This is a genomic window from Clostridium putrefaciens, from assembly GCF_900461105.1.
In the GTDB taxonomy this organism is placed as follows: Bacteria; Bacillota; Clostridia; order Clostridiales; family Clostridiaceae; genus Clostridium_L; species Clostridium_L putrefaciens.
The window spans coordinates 2,009,214-2,030,973 of the sequence record NZ_UFWZ01000001.1 but is presented as its reverse complement, the minus strand read 5'-3'; the positions used below and the strand labels follow the sequence as shown (position 1 = coordinate 2,030,973).

General features: G+C 30.3%; 18 protein-coding genes. All 18 read left to right on the top strand.

The window, feature by feature from the left end; translation table 11 throughout:
* The first annotated feature begins 13 nt into the window (after nucleotides 1–13).
* The 18 genes from DY168_RS09015 to DY168_RS08930 all read left to right on the top strand — a co-directional run bounded on the left by DY168_RS09015 (nucleotide 14) and on the right by DY168_RS08930 (nucleotide 21,752).
* Nucleotides 14–592 carry a glycerol-3-phosphate responsive antiterminator gene (locus DY168_RS09015; protein WP_115641479.1) on the top strand — a complete coding sequence of 193 codons (579 nt, stop codon included), beginning with the start codon at nucleotides 14–16 and terminating at the stop codon, nucleotides 590–592.
* A gap of 53 nt (nucleotides 593–645) precedes the next feature.
* A complete protein-coding gene (locus DY168_RS09010) occupies nucleotides 646–1,194 on the top strand; it encodes a DJ-1 family glyoxalase III (RefSeq protein WP_115641478.1) in 549 nt (182 codons plus the stop codon).
* A 148-nt stretch (nucleotides 1,195–1,342) separates the two neighbouring features.
* Entirely contained in the window at nucleotides 1,343–3,106 is a 1,764-nt protein-coding gene (gene recJ / locus DY168_RS09005; protein WP_242984089.1) for a single-stranded-DNA-specific exonuclease RecJ, read from the top strand.
* 262 nt (nucleotides 3,107–3,368) lie between these two features.
* Entirely contained in the window at nucleotides 3,369–5,438 is a 2,070-nt protein-coding gene (locus tag DY168_RS09000) for a PAS domain-containing sensor histidine kinase (RefSeq protein ID WP_242984088.1), read from the top strand.
* Nucleotides 5,439–5,529: 91 nt separating this feature from the next.
* On the top strand, nucleotides 5,530–6,594 hold the full coding sequence (locus DY168_RS08995; protein ID WP_115642455.1) for an undecaprenyldiphospho-muramoylpentapeptide beta-N-acetylglucosaminyltransferase: 1,065 nt from the start codon (nucleotides 5,530–5,532) through the stop codon (nucleotides 6,592–6,594).
* A gap of 209 nt (nucleotides 6,595–6,803) precedes the next feature.
* Entirely contained in the window at nucleotides 6,804–7,229 is a 426-nt protein-coding gene (locus tag DY168_RS08990) for a flavodoxin (RefSeq protein WP_115641477.1), read from the top strand.
* Between the two features lie 252 nt (nucleotides 7,230–7,481).
* Nucleotides 7,482–11,000 carry a pyruvate:ferredoxin (flavodoxin) oxidoreductase gene (gene nifJ / locus DY168_RS08985; RefSeq protein ID WP_115641476.1) on the top strand — a complete coding sequence of 1,173 codons (3,519 nt, stop codon included), beginning with the start codon at nucleotides 7,482–7,484 and terminating at the stop codon, nucleotides 10,998–11,000.
* A gap of 205 nt (nucleotides 11,001–11,205) precedes the next feature.
* The gene (locus tag DY168_RS08980; RefSeq protein WP_115641475.1) at nucleotides 11,206–11,634 is read left to right on the top strand and encodes a DUF1292 domain-containing protein; all 429 of its coding nucleotides are present in this window, start codon (nucleotides 11,206–11,208) and stop codon (nucleotides 11,632–11,634) included.
* A gap of 85 nt (nucleotides 11,635–11,719) precedes the next feature.
* On the top strand, nucleotides 11,720–12,361 hold the full coding sequence (locus DY168_RS08975) for an HAD-IB family hydrolase (RefSeq protein WP_115641474.1): 642 nt from the start codon (nucleotides 11,720–11,722) through the stop codon (nucleotides 12,359–12,361).
* Between the two features lie 153 nt (nucleotides 12,362–12,514).
* Nucleotides 12,515–13,366, top strand: a complete 852-nt coding sequence (locus DY168_RS08970) for an aminotransferase class IV (protein WP_242984087.1) — start codon at nucleotides 12,515–12,517, stop codon at nucleotides 13,364–13,366.
* A 140-nt stretch (nucleotides 13,367–13,506) separates the two neighbouring features.
* Complete coding sequence (locus DY168_RS08965) at nucleotides 13,507–15,450, top strand: DUF342 domain-containing protein (RefSeq protein ID WP_115641473.1); 1,944 nt, start codon at nucleotides 13,507–13,509, stop codon at nucleotides 15,448–15,450.
* Nucleotides 15,451–15,464: 14 nt separating this feature from the next.
* Complete coding sequence (locus DY168_RS08960) at nucleotides 15,465–15,914, top strand: chemotaxis protein CheW (RefSeq protein WP_115641472.1); 450 nt, start codon at nucleotides 15,465–15,467, stop codon at nucleotides 15,912–15,914.
* Nucleotides 15,911–16,411 (top strand): chemotaxis protein CheD, encoded by a 501-nt coding sequence (locus tag DY168_RS08955; protein ID WP_172556386.1) that lies wholly within the window; start codon nucleotides 15,911–15,913, stop codon nucleotides 16,409–16,411. Before DY168_RS08960 ends, DY168_RS08955 begins: the two co-directional genes overlap by 4 nt.
* A gap of 15 nt (nucleotides 16,412–16,426) precedes the next feature.
* A complete protein-coding gene (locus tag DY168_RS08950; protein WP_115641470.1) occupies nucleotides 16,427–17,503 on the top strand; it encodes a protein-glutamate methylesterase/protein-glutamine glutaminase in 1,077 nt (358 codons plus the stop codon).
* 1 nt (nucleotide 17,504) lies between these two features.
* A complete protein-coding gene (locus DY168_RS08945) occupies nucleotides 17,505–18,272 on the top strand; it encodes a CheR family methyltransferase (protein ID WP_115641469.1) in 768 nt (255 codons plus the stop codon).
* A gap of 11 nt (nucleotides 18,273–18,283) precedes the next feature.
* A complete protein-coding gene (locus DY168_RS08940; RefSeq protein WP_115641468.1) occupies nucleotides 18,284–20,719 on the top strand; it encodes a chemotaxis protein CheA in 2,436 nt (811 codons plus the stop codon).
* Nucleotides 20,720–20,757: 38 nt separating this feature from the next.
* Nucleotides 20,758–21,375: a chemotaxis protein CheC gene (locus tag DY168_RS08935; RefSeq protein ID WP_115641467.1), complete on the top strand. Its 618-nt coding sequence runs from the start codon at nucleotides 20,758–20,760 to the stop codon at nucleotides 21,373–21,375.
* 17 nt (nucleotides 21,376–21,392) lie between these two features.
* Nucleotides 21,393–21,752, top strand: a complete 360-nt coding sequence (locus tag DY168_RS08930) for a response regulator (RefSeq protein WP_115641466.1) — start codon at nucleotides 21,393–21,395, stop codon at nucleotides 21,750–21,752.
* The last annotated feature ends 8 nt before the right edge of the window (nucleotides 21,753–21,760 follow it).

Genomic DNA, 21,760 nt, shown 5'->3' with positions numbered 1-21,760 from the left:
TTAGGAGAATAGTATGCAAAAGGTATCTTTTAATGAAATAGAAGAGTTGCTCATAGAAAATCCAGTAGTAGCCGCTATAAGAAGTGAGAAAGACTTAGAAAATGTACTTAAAAGCAATGTTTTAATAGTATTTGTGTTATATGGAAACATAATGAATATAAGTGATATATGTAAAAGCTTAAAAGATAAAGGGAAAATTGTATTTATACATATTGATCTTATTGAAGGCCTTAAAGGAGATCATATAGGGGTGGAGTTTATTAAAAAATATGTAGATCCTATGGGTATATTAACTACTAAACCTTCTAATATAAAACATGCTAAAGCTATAGGTTTATATGCTATTCAAAGGGTGTTTTTAGTAGATTCTTTATCATTAGCTACAGGTATAAAAAATATTAATGATGTTAAACCCAATGCTGTTGAGGTTATGCCAGGAATAGTAGGAAGTATTATTACAGATATGGTAGATAGGTTAAAGGTTCCAATTATAGCAGGTGGACTTGTTAGTAATAAAAAGGATGTTATGGAGGCGCTAAAGTCGGGGGCTTTAGCTATTTCAACCACCTGCAAAGAATTATGGAATATTTAATTTGAGATACAAATAAAGTGAGGTGAAATTTCCTGGGATATCAGGAAGTGATTATGAAAAAGGTTTTGTTGTTTTTAGCTGATGGATTTGAAGAAATTGAAGCAGTGACAGTGGTAGACGTACTAAGAAGAGCAGGGGTTATTTGTGATACTTGTTCAATTAAAGATGAGTATGTAAAAGGTTGTCATAACATTGAGGTTAAGGCAGATAAAAATATAATGGATGATGATTTAAGAACATATGACGCAGTAGTGCTTCCGGGTGGAATGCTAGGTGCAGAAAATTTAAGATACAGTACAAGAGTAATAGAAACAGTAAAAGAATTTTATGCAAATGGTAAGCTTGTGGCAGCAATATGTGCAGCGCCTATGATTTTAGAAGAGGCAGGTATATTAAAAGGCGTTAAGGTTACATCTTATCCAGGACTTAGAGATAAGCTAGGGAACTCAATATATAAGGAAGAGTCAGTAGTTGAAGATTTGAATATAATAACAAGTAGGGGACCTGCAACAGCTTTAGAGTTCTCATTTTCTATACTAAGCAGACTTTACGGGGAAGAAAAAGTAGAACAGTTAAAAGACGAAATGTTATATAACATTTAATAATTTATTTAAATAAGCACTTAATTATAGCTAAGTGCTTATTTTTTGTATTTTATAAAAAATATAAAAAGCCTCAGGAGTAAAGTATAAAAATAAGGTATAATTCTATTAGAGTATATAAAAATCTAATTTGGTAGGTGAAATAAGCTTGGAAAAATGGTTTATAAAAAATAAAAAGGCAAATTATAAAGAATTAGCTTCAAAGTATGGGGTAAGTGAATTTATAATGAAGCTTATTGTAAATAGAGATATTATAGGGGGAAAAGCAATAAGAACTTTCATAAAACCCGAGTTGGAAAATTTTCATAATTCATATGATATGAAGGATATAAAAAGGGCTACGGATATATTAAAAGATAAGATAAAGGAAAATAAGAAGATAAGAATCATTGGCGATTATGATGTAGATGGAGTTATAAGCGTTTATATTTTATATAGGTCTCTTAAAGAATGCAATGCTAATGTAGATTATGACATACCAGATAGGATAAAGGATGGGTATGGCATAAATATTAATATAATGAAGAAGGCAAAGGAAGAAGGCGTAGATACAATTATAACCTGCGATAATGGTATAGCAGCCATTGATACTATAGAGTATGGTAAAATGCTTGGTCTCACAATAATAGTAACAGATCACCACGATATACCCTTTGTAGAAAAGGAAGATGGTAAGATAGAATACATATCTTCAGTAGCGGATGCTATAATAAATCCAAAACAACAGGACTGTAACTATGAGTTTAAAAACCTATGTGGTGCAGGTGTTGCGTTTAAACTTATAGAATCTCTTTTTAATCAGATGAATATTGAAAAGATAAAGTGCTATAATCTTATAGAATTTGTAGCTATAGCAACAGTATGTGACGTGGTAGATTTAATAGGGGAGAATAGGATATTTGTTAAAAATGGAATAGATATGATTAATAAGACTTCTAATATAGGATTAAAAGCTTTGATGAAAGAAACTGGAATAGAAGGAAAGAAGGTTTCAACCTATCATTTAGGATTTGTAATAGGACCCTCTATAAATGCTTCAGGAAGACTAGATAATGCAAAAAGAGGTGTAAGGTTACTTTTGTCAAATACTGAAGAAGAGGCTTCTATATTAGCTAAAGAATTATTTTTACTTAATGAAGAAAGAAAAGATATGACAAAGATGGGTGTAGAAAGAGCTATAGAAATAGTTAAAACGACAAAAATAAAAAAACAAAAAGTATTTGTTATATATATAGAAGATGTACATGAAAGCTTAGCAGGCATAATAGCTGGTCGAATAAGGGAGAAATACAATGTGCCTACCATAATTATTACAAATTCTTATGAAGGTGCAAAGGGGTCTGGAAGATCCATAGAAGGGTATAACATGTTTTTAGAACTATTAAAATGTAAAAGTTTATTTTATAAATTTGGAGGACATCCTATGGCTGCAGGTTTGTCGCTAGATATAAACAATATAGAAACGCTAAGGGAAGAGTTAAATAAAAACACCACTCTAAAAGATAAGGATCTAATACCAAAGGTTACAGTTGATATGCCGCTTCCTCTAGATTATATTAATCATGAACTTATTTATGAAATAGAAAGTTTAGAGCCTTTTGGAAAAGGAAATACTAAACCGCTTTTTGCAAATAAAAACTTAAAGATTATTAAAGGTGATATTTTAGGAAAAAAACAAAATGTGTTAAAATTAAGCATTAAATCACAAAATGGAAAAGCCTTTAACGGAATATATTTTGGAGATATAGAAAAGTTTGAAGCCACAATAATATCTAAGTATAAAAAATCAGAATTAGAAAATCTGTATAAGGGAGTTCCAAATAATGTTTATTTGGATTTTATTTTTTATCCAAGTATAAATGAGTACAATGGATACTCAAATATTCAAATAGTAATTGAGTCTTTTAGATAAAATGTCATAAAATAAAAGTTTCAATATAAAACTAAAATCAACCTATCATAGTAGTTGTTTAGTATATATCAAGCAAGGTTTATGTTGATTTTTAGAAAATAAACGTGAAAATTGTTGTTAAGTAAATATATTTGTTTTTATTTAGCTTTTTATAGAGAAACTTAGGTATGAAATATGGTTATTATTAGAAGGGAAAAGATATCTTTTAAAGAACTATATTTATAACCATAAGGAGAAATAAATATAAAAAGGGGCAATAATTATGGATATATATAATGCTAATATAGTGCAATCAATAATAGAAGCTTTGCCTTGTTGTGTACTTATAGTAGATATAAAAGGTAACATAACTAATTATAATAAACTAGCTAAGGGATTATATTTAAGGTACTTTAATGAAGGCGAAAATAATAATGTTGTTAAGATATTTAATCATCCAAGTATAACTATTATAACTTATCATAATGATTTTAAAGAAAACAATGCTTCAAACAGAAATATATTAGAAGGTTTTGAATTTAAAAATCTAATTATAAGACAGGAATTTAAGGGAGAGGTAAGTATATTTTCTATTAATAGTATGCTTTTGATGAATGAAGATGTAGTAAAAGGTTCGTTGATTTCTTTTTCTAGTATAACTAATGAATATATAGAAAATCAAAGGATTATAAAAGAAAGAGAAAGCTTTATAGGTTTATCTACAGAGTTAAAAGCTAAATGTAATATAATAGAAATATTAAGAGGAAGAGAAAAGAAGCATCTTATATACTTAAAGGATGTAATAAATAATATATCTGAAGGGATTATGGTTTTAGATAAAAACAGTAAATTTGATTTTTGTAATAAGGCCGTCCATCACATATTTGATATAAAAGACGAAAAAGACTTTGACTTTAATGAAATGGTAAAAAGGTTTTTATGTGAACATCTAACAATAGAAGACTTTCAATTTGAAAATTACATTAAAGATGCTTTAAAAGATGGGAAATATATTAAAAACTTAATTATGAAAATTACAGATAGGAAATCTAACATTGTAAAGTATATAGAATTTAGCAGTGAAGCTATAAGAGATGAAAATAAAGCGGTTTTGTATACTATAATTACAGTGAAGGATATTACAGAAATAAAAAAACATGAAATGTTTATAGAGGATCAAACTAACTTTATAAAAGACTTAGTAGAAAATGTAGATATTCCAATGGCTGTTTTAAACTATCCATCTTTGAAAGTTAGAGTTGCGAATAAGAATTTTGAAGTTTTTACAAGATATATTCTTAATGATAAAAAAGAGGTGCCTATAGTAAATAATTATTGGAATCATATATTCCAAAATGTTGAAGAAGACAGTATAGCCAAGGCCTTAGAGTTTTGTGGAAGAATAGGAAAAGAATATACTTGTTCACCTTATTGTATAAAGGATTGTTATGATAAAGATAGGTTTTATAAAATAAAATTTATACCTTATAAGTTTGCAGATGGAGATATAAAAGGTATATGTATTTATGCCTCAGATATTACAGAAGAGATAAACCACAGTATGGAGCTTGAAAATGTGACTAAGTTAAAAGATGAGTTTTTTACTGTGATATCCCATGAACTTAGAACTCCGCTTAGCATAATATATTCATCGCTTCAGTTAGCCTATAACGTTTATCCTAAAGAGATTGGTCCTAATATTGATAAAACATTGTCTAGGATAGAACAAAACTGTTCAAGGCTTTTAAAACTTGTAAATAATATACTTGATATATCTAAAGCTGAAGCAGGATTTATACTTTTAGATGAATTAAATTTTGATATAGTGGTGCTTACAGAATATATAGTAACATCTATAAATCATTATGCAAGATCTAAAAATATAGAGCTTATATTTGATACTTCAAAGGAAGAACAAATGGTCACCATGGATAAAGAAAAATATGAAAAGATACTATTAAACCTATTGTCTAATGCTATAAAGTTTACCCCAGAAGGAAATAAGATAATAGTAGAATTAGTGTTTATTAGTGGAGATATGTACCTTAGAGTAAGAGATACAGGAATAGGTATACCTGAAGATAAAATTGACTTTATATTTGATAGGTTTTCACAGGTGAACAGTTCTTTATCAAGAAGAGCTGAAGGCACAGGCATAGGACTATCTCTAGTTAAAAGGTTAGTGGAAATTATGGGGGGGACCATTAAGGTGAAAAGTAAGGTTGATGAAGGAAGTGAATTCACCATAATGTTTCCGAAGAATATAATAGAAATTAAAGAAGAAAAAAGGTATACTGTAATAGGTGAAAACATAGAGGATAAAATAAGTACAGAGTTTTCTGACATCGTATAAAATTATTAATGGATGTAGCTTAAAAGCTAAATCTTAATTGTAATTAGCATTATATTAAGGAGATGATTCTTTGCCCCATTATAAAATAATTATGACAGGTGGTGGCTCTGCCGGGCACGTTACCCCAAATCTTGCATTAGCACCAAGGTTAAAGGCTTCAGGTTATGAAATTAAATATATAGGAAGTAAGGAAGGAATAGAAAAACAGATAATAAAAGACAGTGGTATTCCTTATTATTCAATATCTAGTGGAAAGCTTAGGCGATATTTTGATATAAAGAATTTCACAGATCCTTTTAAGGTTATAAAAGGAGTGGTGGAAGCCTCTAGAATAATAAAAAATGAAAAGCCGGATATAGTATTTTCAAAAGGTGGATTTGTATCTGTACCTGTAGTTATCGGTGCTTATTTTAATAAGATTCCTGTAATTTCTCATGAATCAGATATGACACCAGGACTTGCAAATAAGATATCATCGTCTTACTGCACTAAACTTTGTCTTACATTTCCAGAGTCCTTAGAATATATAAAAAAGGACAAGGCTGTGCTTACAGGAACACCTATAAGAGAAGAACTTTTTAGAGGTAGTTCTAAAAAAGGACTAGAATTTGTAGGGCTTAAAGGTGATAAACCCATAGTTTTATTTATAGGTGGTAGCTTAGGTTCTAAATTTATAAATGATGCATTAAGGGATGAAATTGATGAAATACTAAAATCTTATGATGTTATTCATATATGCGGTAAAGATAACGTAGCTAAGGATTTAAAAAATAAAAAAGGATACAAGCAGTTTGAATTTTTAAGTGAAGAACTTCCTGATTTATTTAAAATATCTGATGTAGTAGTTTCAAGAGCTGGAGCGAATGTTATATATGAACTTTTAGCGCTTAAAAAGCCTAATATATTAATACCTCTTTCAAAGAAATCTAGTAGAGGTGACCAAATTTTAAATGCAGGGTCATTTCTTAAAAGTGGATATAGTATGGTTATTGAAGAGGAAGAAGTAAAGACAGGAATAATGTTTGAAAAGATTAATGAAGTATATGAAAATAAGTGGAAATATATTAAGGCAATGGAACAAAGCCCAGTAAAAGATGCAGTAGAAAACATAATTAATGTTATAACTCAGAATACTAAAGGGTGGAAGGGTAAATAAATACGGTCTCCTAGGAATTAAAAACTAGGAGACTTTGTTTATTTGAGGAGTTATAAGTTAAAGTAAATATAATTACTTTTCTTTCTTATTATACAGATTAAAACTTGAAAAAAGTCACTTTTAGTATATAATGGAGATGTAGATAAATATTAATTGTTAAAATTAAAATCTACTAATTTTGCCTAGAATAATTATAAGAGGGTGAATTTATGAAAAAAGTATCAATAATATATTGGAGCAATGGGGGTAATGTTGAGGTATTAGCTGATCACATATTTAAAGGAGCCAAAGAAGCTGGGGCAACGGTAGTTGTTAAACATGTGCATGAGGCAACTTTAGAAGATGTAACTTCGGCAGATGCAGTAGCATTTGGAAGCCCATCTATGGATAATAATAGAATTGAGCAAGAAGAAATGGAGCCTTTTATAAAACAATTTGAATTGATATCTAATGAAAATAAAGACCTTGTACTTTTTGGTTCTTTCGGCTGGGATAACGGTGAGTTTATGAAAGAATGGTCAACTAGAATGCAAGGTTATGGATTCAATTTAATGAATACCATTTCAGTAAAAGAAGCACCAAGTGAAAAAGAATTAGAAGAGGCAATAAACTTAGGCAAAATTTTAGCAAAATAAATTATTGCAAGGTCAATGTATAACGATTTCTATACTTTAGTAAAAGATAAATTTATTAAAGAAAAAGACTTGTTTGTATTTATATTATGTATAAACACATTAAAACTTGGTAAATCTATTATTTAGTAGAGTTAGGACATCTTTTGTTAGCTTTAAAAGTAAGCTTTTAGAGCAAATCATTCTCGGAAGACGCTATAATTTATTAAATTTCCAAGATTAAATATATAAAAATCGAAAGAGAGGTCAGAAGTAATGAGAAAAATGAAAACAATGGATGGTAACACTGCAGCGGCTCATGTGGCATATGCCTTTACAGATGTAACTGCAATTTATCCTATTACACCTTCTTCACCTATGGCGGAAAGTGTTGATGAATGGTCAGCACAAGGAAGAAAGAACATATTTGGTCAACCTGTTAAGGTTATGGAAATGCAATCCGAAGGAGGGGCAGCAGGTGCAGTTCATGGTTCACTTCAAGCAGGAGCATTAACAACTACATTTACAGCATCTCAAGGATTGTTACTTATGATCCCTAATATGTACAAAATGGCTGGTGAATTATTGCCTGCAGTATTTCATGTATCAGCTAGAGCACTTGCAACTAGTTCATTAAGTATATTTGGTGATCACCAAGACGTTATGGCTGCTAGGCAAACAGGATTTGCTATGCTTGCTGAAGGGTCAGTTCAAGAAATAATGGACTTATCTGCAATATCTCATTTAGTAGCAATTAAATCAAGAATACCTTTCTTAAATTTCTTTGATGGATTTAGAACATCACATGAAGTTCAAAAGATAGAGGTCTTAGAATATGATGAACTTGCAAAATTAGTAGATATGGATGCAGTTGACGCATTTAGAAAAAGAGCTTTAAATCCTAATAATCCTGTAACTAGAGGAACAGCGCAAAATCCAGATATTTACTTCCAAGAAAGAGAAAGTGTAAACAAATTCTATGATGCAATTCCAGAACTTGTTGAAAATCATATGGAAGAGATAACAAAACTTACAGGAAGAGAATATCATTGCTTCGATTACTATGGAGCGCCAGATGCAGAAAGAGTAATAATTGCTATGGGATCTGTAACAGAAGTTATTGAAGAGACTATAGATTACTTAAATGCAACTGGAGAAAAGGTTGGACTAGTAAAGGTTAGATTATTTAGACCATTCTCAATGGAAAGATTGATTAAGGCTATACCAAGCACTGTTAAGAAGATAGCAGTTTTAGATAGAACTAAAGAACCGGGTGCTCCAGGAGAGCCTTTATTCTTAGATGTTAAAAATACATTCTACGGAAGAGTAAATTTCCCAGTTATAGTTGGTGGAAGATATGGTCTTGGATCAAAAGATACAACACCTACACATATAGCAAGTGTATATGAAAACTTAAATAAAGAAACACCAAAAGATGGATTCACTATAGGAATAATAGACGATGTAACAAATACATCACTTGAATATTTAAAAACAGATATAGATACAACACCAAAAGGAACAAAAGCTTGTAAGTTCTGGGGACTTGGATCAGATGGAACTGTTGGAGCTAATAAGAGTGCTATAAAAATTATTGGAGACTATACAGACATGTATGCTCAAGGATATTTTTCTTATGACTCTAAAAAATCAGGTGGAGTTACTGTATCACATTTAAGATTTGGTAAGTCACCTATTAAATCTCCATACTTAATAAATAAAGCAGACTTCATTGCCTGTCACAATCAAGCTTATGTATATAAGTATTTTGTAATAGAAGGATTAAAAAAAGGTGGTACTTTCTTCTTAAATACAATTTGGACACCAGAAGAATTAGATGCTCATCTTCCAGCTGAGTATAAGAGATATATTGCAGAAAATGATATACATGTATATACATTAAATGCTGTTAAAATAGCACAAGAAATTGGTCTTGGCGGAAGAATAAATATGATAATGCAATCAGCATTCTTTAAGCTTGCTAACATAATTCCAGTAGAGGATGCAGTTAAATACTTAAAGGAAGCAGTTATAAAGTCCTACGGTAAAAAAGGACAAAAGGTTATAGACATGAATAACGCTGCTATAGATAAGGGCATAGAATCAATAATTAAAATAGATGTGCCGTCTTCATGGAAAAGTGCTAAGAGTGAAGAAGTTAAGTCACAAAAACAAGTTCCAGCATTTATAGAAAATATAGTTTATCCTATGAATAGATTAGAGGGAGATAGCCTTCCTGTTAGTACATTTGTTGGAATGGAAGATGGAACATTTGAAAGTGGAACATCAGCCTTTGAAAAGAGAGGAATAGCAATAAACGTTCCTGAATGGCAAATAGATAAATGTATACAATGTAACCAATGTGCATATGTTTGTCCTCACGCTGTAATAAGACCATTCTTATTAAATGAAGAAGAAACTAAAAATGCTCCAGAAGGATTTGAAAATAAGAAAGCAGTTGGAGGAAAAACTTTTGAAGGATTAAACTTCAAAATACAAATAAGTCCTCTTGATTGTACAGGGTGTGGAAATTGTGCTCAAGTATGTCCAGCACCTGAAAAAGCTTTAATAATGAAACCAATTGATCAGCAGTTACATCAAACAGAAAATTGGGATTATGCAATGACACTTTCACCAAAAGCTAACCCGATGACTAAGTCAACTGTTAAAGGAAGCCAATTTGAACAACCACTTCTAGAGTTCTCAGGAGCTTGTGCTGGTTGTGGAGAAACTCCTTATGCAAAACTTGTAACTCAATTATTTGGAGATAGAATGATGATAGCAAATGCTACAGGATGTTCATCTATATGGGCAGCTTCAGCACCAGCTACAGCATATACTACTAATCATAACGGACATGGTCCATCATGGGCTAATTCATTATTTGAAGATAATGCTGAATTTGGAATGGGAATGTTCCTTGGAGTTAAAGCTATGAGAGAAAAGTTAGCTTCAACTGTTAAGGCATTAATAGAAGAAAACATTACTGAAAACACAAAATCAATACTTAAAGATTGGTTAGAAAATATAGATAATGGAGAAGGTACAAGAGATAGAGCTAATAGAGTAATTGCAGCTGTATCAAAAGAAGAAAAGAACAACCTAACTAAAGATATTATATCTAATGAGGATTATTTAGTTAAGAGATCACATTGGATATTTGGTGGAGATGGTTGGGCTTATGATATAGGATTTGGCGGAGTTGACCACGTACTTGCATCAGGGGAGAACGTGAATATACTTGTATTTGATACAGAAGTATATTCAAACACAGGAGGTCAATCTTCAAAGGCTACTCCAACAGCTGCTATAGCTAAGTTTGCTGCTTCAGGTAAGAGAACTAAGAAAAAGGATCTTGGAATGATAGCTATGACTTATGGATATGTATATGTAGCTCAAATATCTATGGGAGCAGATAAAAATCAAACATTAAAAGCTATTGCAGAAGCAGAAGCTTATGATGGACCATCCCTAATAATAGCATATTCACCATGTATAAATCATGGTATTAAAGCTGGAATGGGAAATAGTCAGTTAGAATCTAAATTAGCAGTAGATAGTGGATACTGGGCTTTATACAGATATAATCCAACTTTAAGAGGTGGAGAAAAGAATGCATTTAGCTTAGATTCAAAAGAACCAAAAATGCCATTTAGAGACTTCTTACTAGGAGAAGTTAGATATGCTTCATTACAAAAAGCATATCCAGACTTTGCAGAAGAATTATTTGCAAAGACTGAGCAAGATGCTAAAGAAAGATTAGATGGTTACAAAAAACTTGCAAACCAACAATAATAACTTATAAAAAAGGGCTGTCCTTAGGGCAGCCCTTTTTAATTAATTAGACCCAATAATAAATTTTTAATAAACAAAGTAAATAATTTTTCAAAAAAACCTTTTATTATTTATGGTTTAAGGTTAAAATGAATACATAAGAGTTAAGGAGGTGAAAATCTGAAATTTTATTAGACTATAAGTTTAATTTAAAATCAGAGATTATATGAATAACGAAGAACAAGAGAAATGTGGTTGTGGCTGCGGAGAAAACACTGAAGAGAAAACAGGTTGCGGTTGTGGCTGTGGAGATAATAACGAGAAACAAGAAGGTTGTGGATGTGGATCAGAAGGACACGGACATAATCATGATCACGAAGGATGCGGTTGTGGAGAAAATGAATTTGAATCTTTCGTAGTTGATTTAGAGGACGAAGATGGAAATGTTACACCATGTGAAGTGGTAGATGGATTTGAATATAAAGAAGGACAATATGTTCTAGTTCAAAACCCAGCTGATGGATCTGTATACTTATTTAAATCAGTAGGTGAAGATGGAGAACTAGTTATACCGGAAGATACAGAATTCGAAGAAGTTTCAAGATATTATGAAACAATGTTAGAAGAACAAGATAAAGAAGAAGAACAAGAATAAGAATAGAATAGAATATTAAACTGCTGCTTTTTGCAGCAGTTTTTTTCTATCAAGCAATTTTAAAAAGGTAGGTGATATATTAATTATGGTTAAGCTTGCGATATTTGATATAGATTATACTTTAACAAAAAAAGAAACCTTAATGGAGTTTTTTAAGTTTATGATAAAAAAGGATTTAAAAAACATTAGATATATTCCAAGAGCTTTGCTTTCAGGTATTATGTTTATTACTAGAGCTTTTGATGAAAAACAGACAAAGGAAACCTTCTTAAAATTTATTGAAGGTATGGAAGAAACGCAGGTAGATAAACTTGTGAAAGAATTTTATAATGAGAGAATTAATAGCATTGTATACAAAGATGCTATTAATATGATAAATAAGATGAAATCTAAAGGATATCTTATTTATTTAATATCTGCTTCACCTGAATTTTATTTAAATGAATTTTATAACATAAAACAAGTAGATAAAATAATAGGAACTAAGTATATAACTAGTGATGGGAGACATACTAGGAGGATGGATGGATTAAATTGCAAGGGTGAAGAAAAGGTAAGAAGGCTAAGAGAAGAGCTTATTAAAGAAAATATAGAAGTTGATTACAAAGATTCCTATATGTTTTCGGATTCTCTTTCGGATAAACCTTTATTTGATTTAGTAGGAAATCCATATCTTATAAATTTCAAGAAAGACAGTAAAGGAATAAAGATATTAAATTGGAAGTAGATATAAGTAGAGCACTTTAAAAATTAAAAAGGCTATAAAGAAGTAATGTATTTGGTAGTAATAACTTTTGCATTCTTAAGTTGTATCTAAAAATATCATATACAAAAAAATCATAATATAAAAAGTTTAAGGAAGGAGAGGCTATGTTTTAATATGATTTTCATAACCTGTTTATATTTTATGGCGGATTGTATAAATAAATTTTTGATCAAAAATGGGAAGGTTGAAAAATGTGTTGATTTTAATAATGACTTTATATATAGTGATATAAATGTATATGAAGTTATAAGAATTATAAATGGAGTACCTTTATTTTTTGAAAAACATTTAGAGAGAATGGAAAAGTCAATGAAGTTAATTGATATGGAAATGCCTTATAGCTATGAAACATGTAAAGGTTATATAAAGGAACTTATAGAACTTAATGATAAAGCTTGCGGCAATATAAAAATGGTGATTAATGCTGATAAACCTAAAAAGGATTTTACTATGTTTTATATAAAACATGAATACCCCACAGAGGTAGACTATAAAGAAGGGGTAAGTACTATTCTTTATCATGGAGAAAGGAATAATCCTAATGCTAAGATTGTAAACGATGATTTTAGGGAAAAGGTTAATGAAAAGATTAAAGGTGGGGAAGTTTACGAAGCTATATTGGTAGATAGAAATGGGAGAGTAACAGAAGGAAGTAAGTCTAATATATTCTTTATAAAAGAAGACTTTGTAATAACATCTCCTATTTCAGATGTCCTACCCGGAATAACAAGAAATGAGATTTTAGAAATATGCTTAGAAAATAAGATAAAGGTAATAGAAGAGGGATATAGGTATGAAGATATAAGTAATTTAGACGGTGCGTTTATATCAGGGACATCTCCTAGTGTACTTCCTATACGATATATAGAAGGAAATGCATTAAGTTCTACAAAAAATGATATAATAAAAATAATAATTTATAAATATGGTCAAAAAGTGAAAGAATATATAAATTATTGGAGATAATCTACGATACTTAATAAGTTAGAATAATATAATACATCAAAGTTTAAAAGAAAGTTAAGTATGATTAAATAATATATATGAAAAACATTTGCATTGTGTTATAATTTTAATTATAAGGTTCAATATATTGGGGGGTTAGTATGATGGAGAAAACTTATTCATCTTTTACTCTTAAAAAGTGTCTTTTGCAAGCTAGCAAGGAGCTAAATATACCTATTAATAATCTAAAGTATAATATTATTGAAGAAAAAAGGGGATTATTTAAAAAGAAGGTAGTAATTAATGTCCTTCTTAAAAATGAAAATGATAATATGAATATAATAGAAAAAAAAGATGGCATTATTGGTATTAAAAGTGGAAAGGTTTGTGTTTCTAACCCTGAAAATGGAGGAAGACCTGCAAAGATAAATATCTGTAAATATTTAATTATAAAGGTTAATGGAGAAAAGATAGAAGAAAAGAAAGAAGTATATAATGAAGATACTATAGACCTAACTATAATCCAAGATGATGTTGTGCCAAAAAGAAATATGGAAATTAAATTTTCTTCAGATAAAAACAAGATGAAAGCTTATTTAAGTACAGAATTCATTCCTAAAACAATTTACAAAGTCAAAGATACTTATGGTGTTAAAGACTTAAATATAGATGTTGAAGAAGAAAAAACACATTTGCCATTTTATACTGAACAAGAAATAAAAGATGCCCTATCATTATTGGATATTACTTTTGGAATAAAAGAGGAAGCAATACAAAAGATATCCACAGAAACAGAGAATAATGATGTAGTTATAGCTGAAGGTGTTTTCCCAATAGACCAAGAACAAGATTATATAGAATTTAAATTCGGCAAAGATAAAAATAAGTTAAAAGAAAATGAAGTTGGAACTGTAGATTATAAAAGTATAGGAACTGTGGAATCATTTAAAAAAGGGGATATAATTGCTGAGAAAGTTGAAGGAAAAAAGGGCGTGGATGGTAAGAATGTAAAAGGTGAGATTTTGCAGTTTAAGGTACCTAAATCAATTATATTTAGAGCGGCAGAGGGATGTATTCTTTCAGAAGATGGCAAGAAAATAGTATCCTTGGTAGAAGGAAAGGCTTCTTTTAAAAACGGATGCTTTTTTGTAAGGAGGGTACATGAAGTAGCTTCAGATGTGAACTTAAAAACCGGAGATATAAAATTCTCAGAACACATAGTTATAAAAGGTAATGTTATGGAGGGAATGAAAGTTGAAGGTGGCAGCACTGTGGTTGTAGAAGGATATATAGAATCATCAGAGATAATAAGCAAGGGAGATGTCACTATAAAGGGTAATGTTATGTTATCTAAGATATATGGTGGGGGAACCGATGTATTAAAATTAAATTACATTAATAATTTAAATGCACTTTCAACGACATTAGAAGGAATAGTTAAAGGTGTTAAAGATATAAAGAGGTTTAAATTAGTTGAAGGGCAAGCTAGTGACGGCAGCATTATTAAAAGCTTAATAGATACCAAGTTTAAAAACACATCAAAGATGTGTATGAATATAATAAGGGACTCCCTTATGGAACAAGATTACGATACAGAACTTATAGATATTATAAAAAAAAGGGTCATAGGATTAGGGCCCTTGCAGATAAAGGATTACAATGAATTAAATGATATAATATTTATGATTAAAGGAAACATTGAACTATTTAATAATAATTCAACTATACCAGTAAGCGTTAATCTTAATTATTGCCAGGATTCTAATATTCATAGTACAGGTAATATTGTTTTTAAAGGCAAAGGTCAATATATTTCTAACATTTCTTCAAACGATGGGATATACTTTGAACAGCCAGGGGCCATATCAAGAGGTGGAAGAATAAGTGCTAAAAAGGAGATAAAAGCTAGAATTGTTGGGAGCCCTGCGGGGGTAGTTACAACTCTAATGGTAGAAGACAAAGGTCACATATATGTAGATACTGCTTATCAAAATACTACTTTTGTCTTTGGTGAAAAAGAGGGCATATTAGAAATTCCAAGCAAGAATGTACATGCGTATATGGGGAGTGATGGCAATATTGTTATAGATAGATTAAAGTTATAGGGGGATTGAATTACATGGATGAAAGGCATATTAAGGTTTTGGTCTTTAGCTTAAATGGAGAAAGTTATGCTACAGATATAATGGAAGTTGAAAGGATCTTAGGTTATGAAAAACCTACAGTACTTCCTGATGCACCTGATTTTATAGATGGTGTAATAAACTATGAAGATCACATATTACCAGTAATAAGTATAGTTAAGAAGTTTAAAATTCAAGAGGCAGTAAAAGATGCAGATACAAAGATAATTGTAGTAAAGCAAGATAATCAGAAAATAGGTATGATAGTAGATTTGGTTTCAGAAGTTAAAGATATAAGATTAGAAGATATAGAGAACCCTCCAAGCATAGTGACTTCTATTTCTAGAAGGTATATTAAAGGACTTATAAGGCTAGATGGGAATATAATGATATTATTGAACCTGGCGAATATTCTCACAGAACAAGAAAAGAGAAATATGGTATAAAGATTATGGAACACAGTAATAAGATTAGAGTAGGAATTGGAGAAGCTAATATAGTAAACTCACCAGGAGAAATAATTGCAGTGGGTTTAGGATCTTGTATAGGTATAGCGTTATATGACAAGAGTATAGCGCTGGGGGGATTAGCTCATATTATATTACCTGATAGTACTCAATTCAATAAAGTGAATAATCCTTTTAAATTTGCAAATTTGGCAATTCCACTACTTTTAAACATAATGGAAAAAGAGGGTGCAAAGAAGAAAAATATAACAGCTAAAATAGTTGGGGGAGCATCTATGTTTAATTTTGCAGATAAAAATAAGACAAATGATATAGGTAATAGAAATGAGGTAGCTGTAAGACAAAGCTTAAGTGAATTGTCAATACCTATTATATCTACAGATGTAGGAGGAAATAAAGGCAGAACCATGATATTAGATACTTCTAGTGGTATCGTCTATATAAGAACTATAGGCATAGGAATAAAAGAATTATGATGGGATTGATAAGGTTTGAATAAAATTAAGGTGATGGTAGTAGACGATTCAGCCCTAATGCGTAAAATTATATCAGATATGTTAAATCGTCAATTAGATATAGAAGTTATTGGTATAGCTAGAAATGGACAAGAGTTACTATCAAAACTTGAAACACAACATCCGGATGTAATAACCTTAGATGTTGAAATGCCTAAAATGAACGGCATAGAAGCTTTGAAAGAGTTAAAACTAAGAAACATAAACATACCAGTTATAATGTTAAGTAGTATATCCAAAAGAGGCGCAGAATTAACTATGGAATGCCTTGAAGCTGGGGCTTTCGATTTTATTCCTAAGCCTTCAGGGAGTATTTCTTTGGATATAGACAAAGTTTTAGATGATTTAACTGAAAAGATAAGATTGGCATATAATAAGAAGGTCTTAGGAAAACTTAATAAGAACAATGAACATAAAATTGTTATAAAGTCTTTTAAAAAAGATAAAGAGTTTGTAGAAAATAGGCCGAATCATACAAAAAGGATACAAGCAATAGTTATTGGAGCATCTACTGGTGGGCCTAGATCCCTACATACAATAATTAAATCTCTTCCTCCAAAACTTGGAGTACCTATTATAATTGTACAACATATGCCAGCTGGATTTACTAAAGCTTTTGCTAAGAGACTTAATAATAATAGTAATATAGAGGTCGTAGAAGCAATTGATGGAGATAATATAGAACGAGATAAAATATACATAGCTCCTGGTGGGTTTCATTTAGAGATAAGTAAAGATAAGAAGATTTCTCTTAATACTGATAAAACTATTTGGGGAGTGAGACCAGCTGTAGATAAGCTCTTTATATCAGCTTCAAAGGTTTATGGATCTAACCTTATGAGTATCATATTAACGGGCATGGGAAAGGATGGGGCTAATGGAACGGTGGAGGTAAAAAAAATGGGCGGATATACTATATCAGAAGATGAATCTACTTGCATAATATATGGAATGCCTAAGATGGCTTATGCAACTGGAATGGTGGATATAGCTTTGCCACTAAAAGACATACCTTTACATATTGTAAAAAGCGTTATGGGGGTTAGGAGATAAAATGGATTTTTCGCAATTTGAACAATGGGTTTTAAAGGATTTTGGAATAGATTTATCTGCCTATAAGTCTAATCAACTTCATAGAAGGATTCGGAGTTTAATGTATAGGATAGGTGTAGATAATCTTGAAGATTATGTAGTTTTATTAAAAAAAGAAGAAGCACAAAGGCAAAGGTTTTTAGATTTTATAACTATAAATGTTACAGAATTTTTTAGAAATGCAGATATATTTAATCAATTTAAAATAAAACTTCAGGAAGAATTGCATATCAATAAAAAAACGCTTAAAATTTGGAGTGCTGCTTGTTCTACTGGTGCAGAACCATACTCAATAGCTATGATATTAGATCAAATATCAAAAGGTATAACTCATAACATTATAGCAACAGATATAGATAGTACTATATTAGAAAAAGCTAAAAAGGGAGAATATATTTCTTCAGATATTAGAAATATATCAAAAGAAGATATACATAAATATTTTAATGTGTTAGAAGGGAGGTATATACTAAATGATAATATAAAAAGTATGGTAAAGTTTAAGAAACATGATCTTATTTTGGACAGATATGATACTAAATTTGATGTTATAGTTTGTCGAAATGTGATTATATATTTTAACCAAGATGTGAAGAACGATATATATAAGAAATTTAGTAGCTCTTTAAATCAAGGTGGTATGCTTTTTTTAGGTGCCACTGAAAGTATATATAATTATAAAAGCTTTGGATTTGAAAAAGCCTCTACATTTATATATAAAAAGCTATAAGGAGGAGAAAAATGGATTTGCAACAATATTTGTCTATGTTTTTAGAAGAGTCTATGGATAACCTTCAAATTTTAAATGAATCCCTATTAGAACTTGAACAAAATCCAGATGATACGGACAAGCTAAATGAAATATTTAGGGTAGCTCACACTATAAAGGGAATGGCAGCTACAATGGGATATAATAATATAGCAGAGTTAACCCATAAGATGGAGGATGTTCTAGAAAGATTTAGGCAAGGAGAACTTAAAGTTACAGAAAGGGTTGTAACAGTTCTTTTTCAATGTCTTGATAATCTTGAAAAGATGGTGAATAATGTATCGGAAGGTATAGGCGATGAAGAAGATATTGAAGATATAATAGATGAATTAGAATCTATATCCAAAGAGCATAATGAAAAAACAGAATATAAAATTGAGTCAAAAGAAGTTGTAGAAGAATATATAGAAAAAGATTTAATAGATCTTAATGAATATGATATAGGTATTATTGAAAAGGCTCAAGAAAAAGGATTTTATGCTCAAAAAATAAATGTAGGTCTGGATAAAAATACATTGTTAAAATCAGCGAGGGTATTTTTAATACTACAGTATTTAGAAGAATGGGGAGAAGTAATAAAATCATTTCCAAGTACAGAAGATATTGAAAATGAGAACTTTGATTTTGAAATCTCATTAATTTATATTACAACAAAGAGTGAGCAAGAAGTGTTTAGTATTATTTCTCATATTTCTGAAGTAAGAGAGATTGAAGTTACTAAAATAAATTTAAATAAAATCAAATCTATAAGTGATGATAATTATGAAAAATCACAACAAAACTTAACTGAAATAGAAGAAAAAGAATTAATATCATCAAAACACAAAATAAATCTTAATGAGTATGATATAAATATTATTAAGCAAGCAGAAGAAAAAGGATTTTATGCTGAGGAAATCCACATAGTTTTGGATGAAAATACATTGTTGAAATCTGCAAGAGCATTTTTAATATTCAAGGCATTAGAGGAAGGTGGAGAAGTAATAAAATCTGTGCCAAGCATAGAAGAAATTGAAAATGAAAATTTTGATTTTGAAATTTCGCTAATTTATATTACAAATAAGAATAAAGAAGATACATCACATATTATATATAACATTTCAGAGGTTAGAAATGTAGAAGTTAATAAAATAGAATTAACATCTATTGGTATGAAGGAGACTGAAGAAGCTAATACCATATTTATTGATGAAAAAGAAATAGAACAAATAAAGACCTCTAAACCAAATATGAAAGTTCAAGATTTGGAAAGAGTAGGTGGCGTAACCCATAAAAAAAACCATCAATCAATAAGAGTTGACTTAGAAAGACTAGATAAACTTATGAATATGGTTTCAGAGCTTGTGATACATAGGACTAGATTAGAGCAAATAAGTTCATCTAATAAGTCAGTTGAGTTAAATGAGACATTAGAACAAATAGGCAGAACCACTTCTGATATTCAAGATTTGGTAATGAAAATAAGGATGCTGCCTTTAGATGTAGTCTTTAATAGATTCCCAAGAATGATAAGAGATATATCTTTAGAGCTTGATAAAGATATAGAATTTGTTATAGAAGGTCAAGATACAGAGCTAGATAGAACAGTAATAGATGAAATAGGTGAACCACTTATACATCTTATAAGAAATGCTGCTGATCATGGAATAGAGTCTAGGGAGGAACGAAGGTTAAAAGATAAAAGTTCTACAGGGGTAATAACTTTGAGTGCGTACCAAGAAGGCACAAAAGCCGTTATAAGGGTTGAAGATAACGGAAGAGGGATAAATATAGAGAAGGTTAGACTAAAAGCTGAGAAGCTTGGTATAAGTACAGATGGCATGAATGAAAATGACATAAAGAACTTGGTGTTTCTTCAAGGTTTTAGTACTAACGATAAGGTAACAGATATTTCCGGCCGTGGGGTTGGTATGGATGTTGTTAAAACAAAAATTGGAGCTTTAGGTGGGACGGTTGAGGTTATAAGTGAAATAGACAAGGGCTCCACATTTATAATTAAATTACCCCTTACCCTACAAATAATCCAAGCTCTTCTTGTTAAAGTTGGTAGTGAAACTATGGCTATATCATTAGGCTACATAGATAGAGTTATTAATTATAGAGAAGATTTAATAAAAAGAACTAATGGTGAGGAGGTTATAATATATAGAGATAATGTTATACCTTTGATTAGGATAAATGAGTTATTAGAAATTGATGAAAAAAGAAAAGGTGGAAAAGGATTTATAGTAATAACAAATGTGGCCGAAAAAAGCGTAGGATTTTTAGTTGATGACTTGTTAGGGCAACAAGAAATAGTTATAAAGCCTTTAGGTAGTATATTCCATGAATTAAAGGAATATATAGGAGCTACGATCTTAGGTGATGGATTAGTTACATTAATTCTTGATGTAGGGGCTTTAGTTTAATAAATATTATCTTGAAAGATAGAGGTGTATAATGTATAATGAATTATTTAAAGTTAGATGATATACAACTTGATGCTTTAAAAGAAATGAGTAATATTGGATCAGGTAATGCAGTTACATCATTCTCTCAACTGTTAAATAAGAGGATAGATATGACAGTTCCAGATATTAATATAGTAAAATTTGAAGATATCTTTTCTCGAATAGATGGAGAAAACCCATTGGTTGGAGTTGTTGTTAGAGTGCTTGGTGATGCGCCTGGAAATATACTATTTATACTTAATAATGAAGTAGCTTTAAATATAATAGGGTTACTCACAGGAACTAAGGTAGATACTATAAATGATATGGGGTACTCAGTACTTTGTGAAGTGGGAAATATAATAGCAGGGTCTTATATGAATGCTATAGGAAAGCTTACAAATCTATTGATAATTCCATCTGTGCCGGCTGTGACTTATGATATGTTAGGAGCTATTCTTAGCACCATATTTATTGAGACAGGCCAATATGATGATTATGTATTAGATATTGAAACTACATTTTTAAATAACGATATAAATAATGATGAAAATAATAATATTGGTGCACATTTTTATTATATCCCGAAGCCGGGATCTTTAGATAAGATGTTAAATGCACTGGGATTAATTTAAAGTTGGAGGTATGAAAAATGGCAAAAGTGTTGATTGTTGATGATGCGGCTTTTATGAGAATGATGATTAAGGATATCCTTGAAAAGAATGGATTTGAAGTGGTGGGTGAAGCAAGTAATGGTATTAAGGCTGTAGAAATGTATAAAAAGGAAAGACCGGATGTTGTAACTATGGATATAACAATGCCTGATATGGATGGTATAGAAGCAGTTAAAAATATAAGACAATTTGATTCATCTGCAAAAATAATAATGTGCAGCGCTATGGGGCAACAAACTATGGTTATGGATGCTATGAGGGCAGGTGCTAGAGACTTTATAGTGAAGCCATTCCAAGTAGATAGGGTTTTAGAAGCTTTAAAAAAAGCTATAGATTAAGGAGAGTT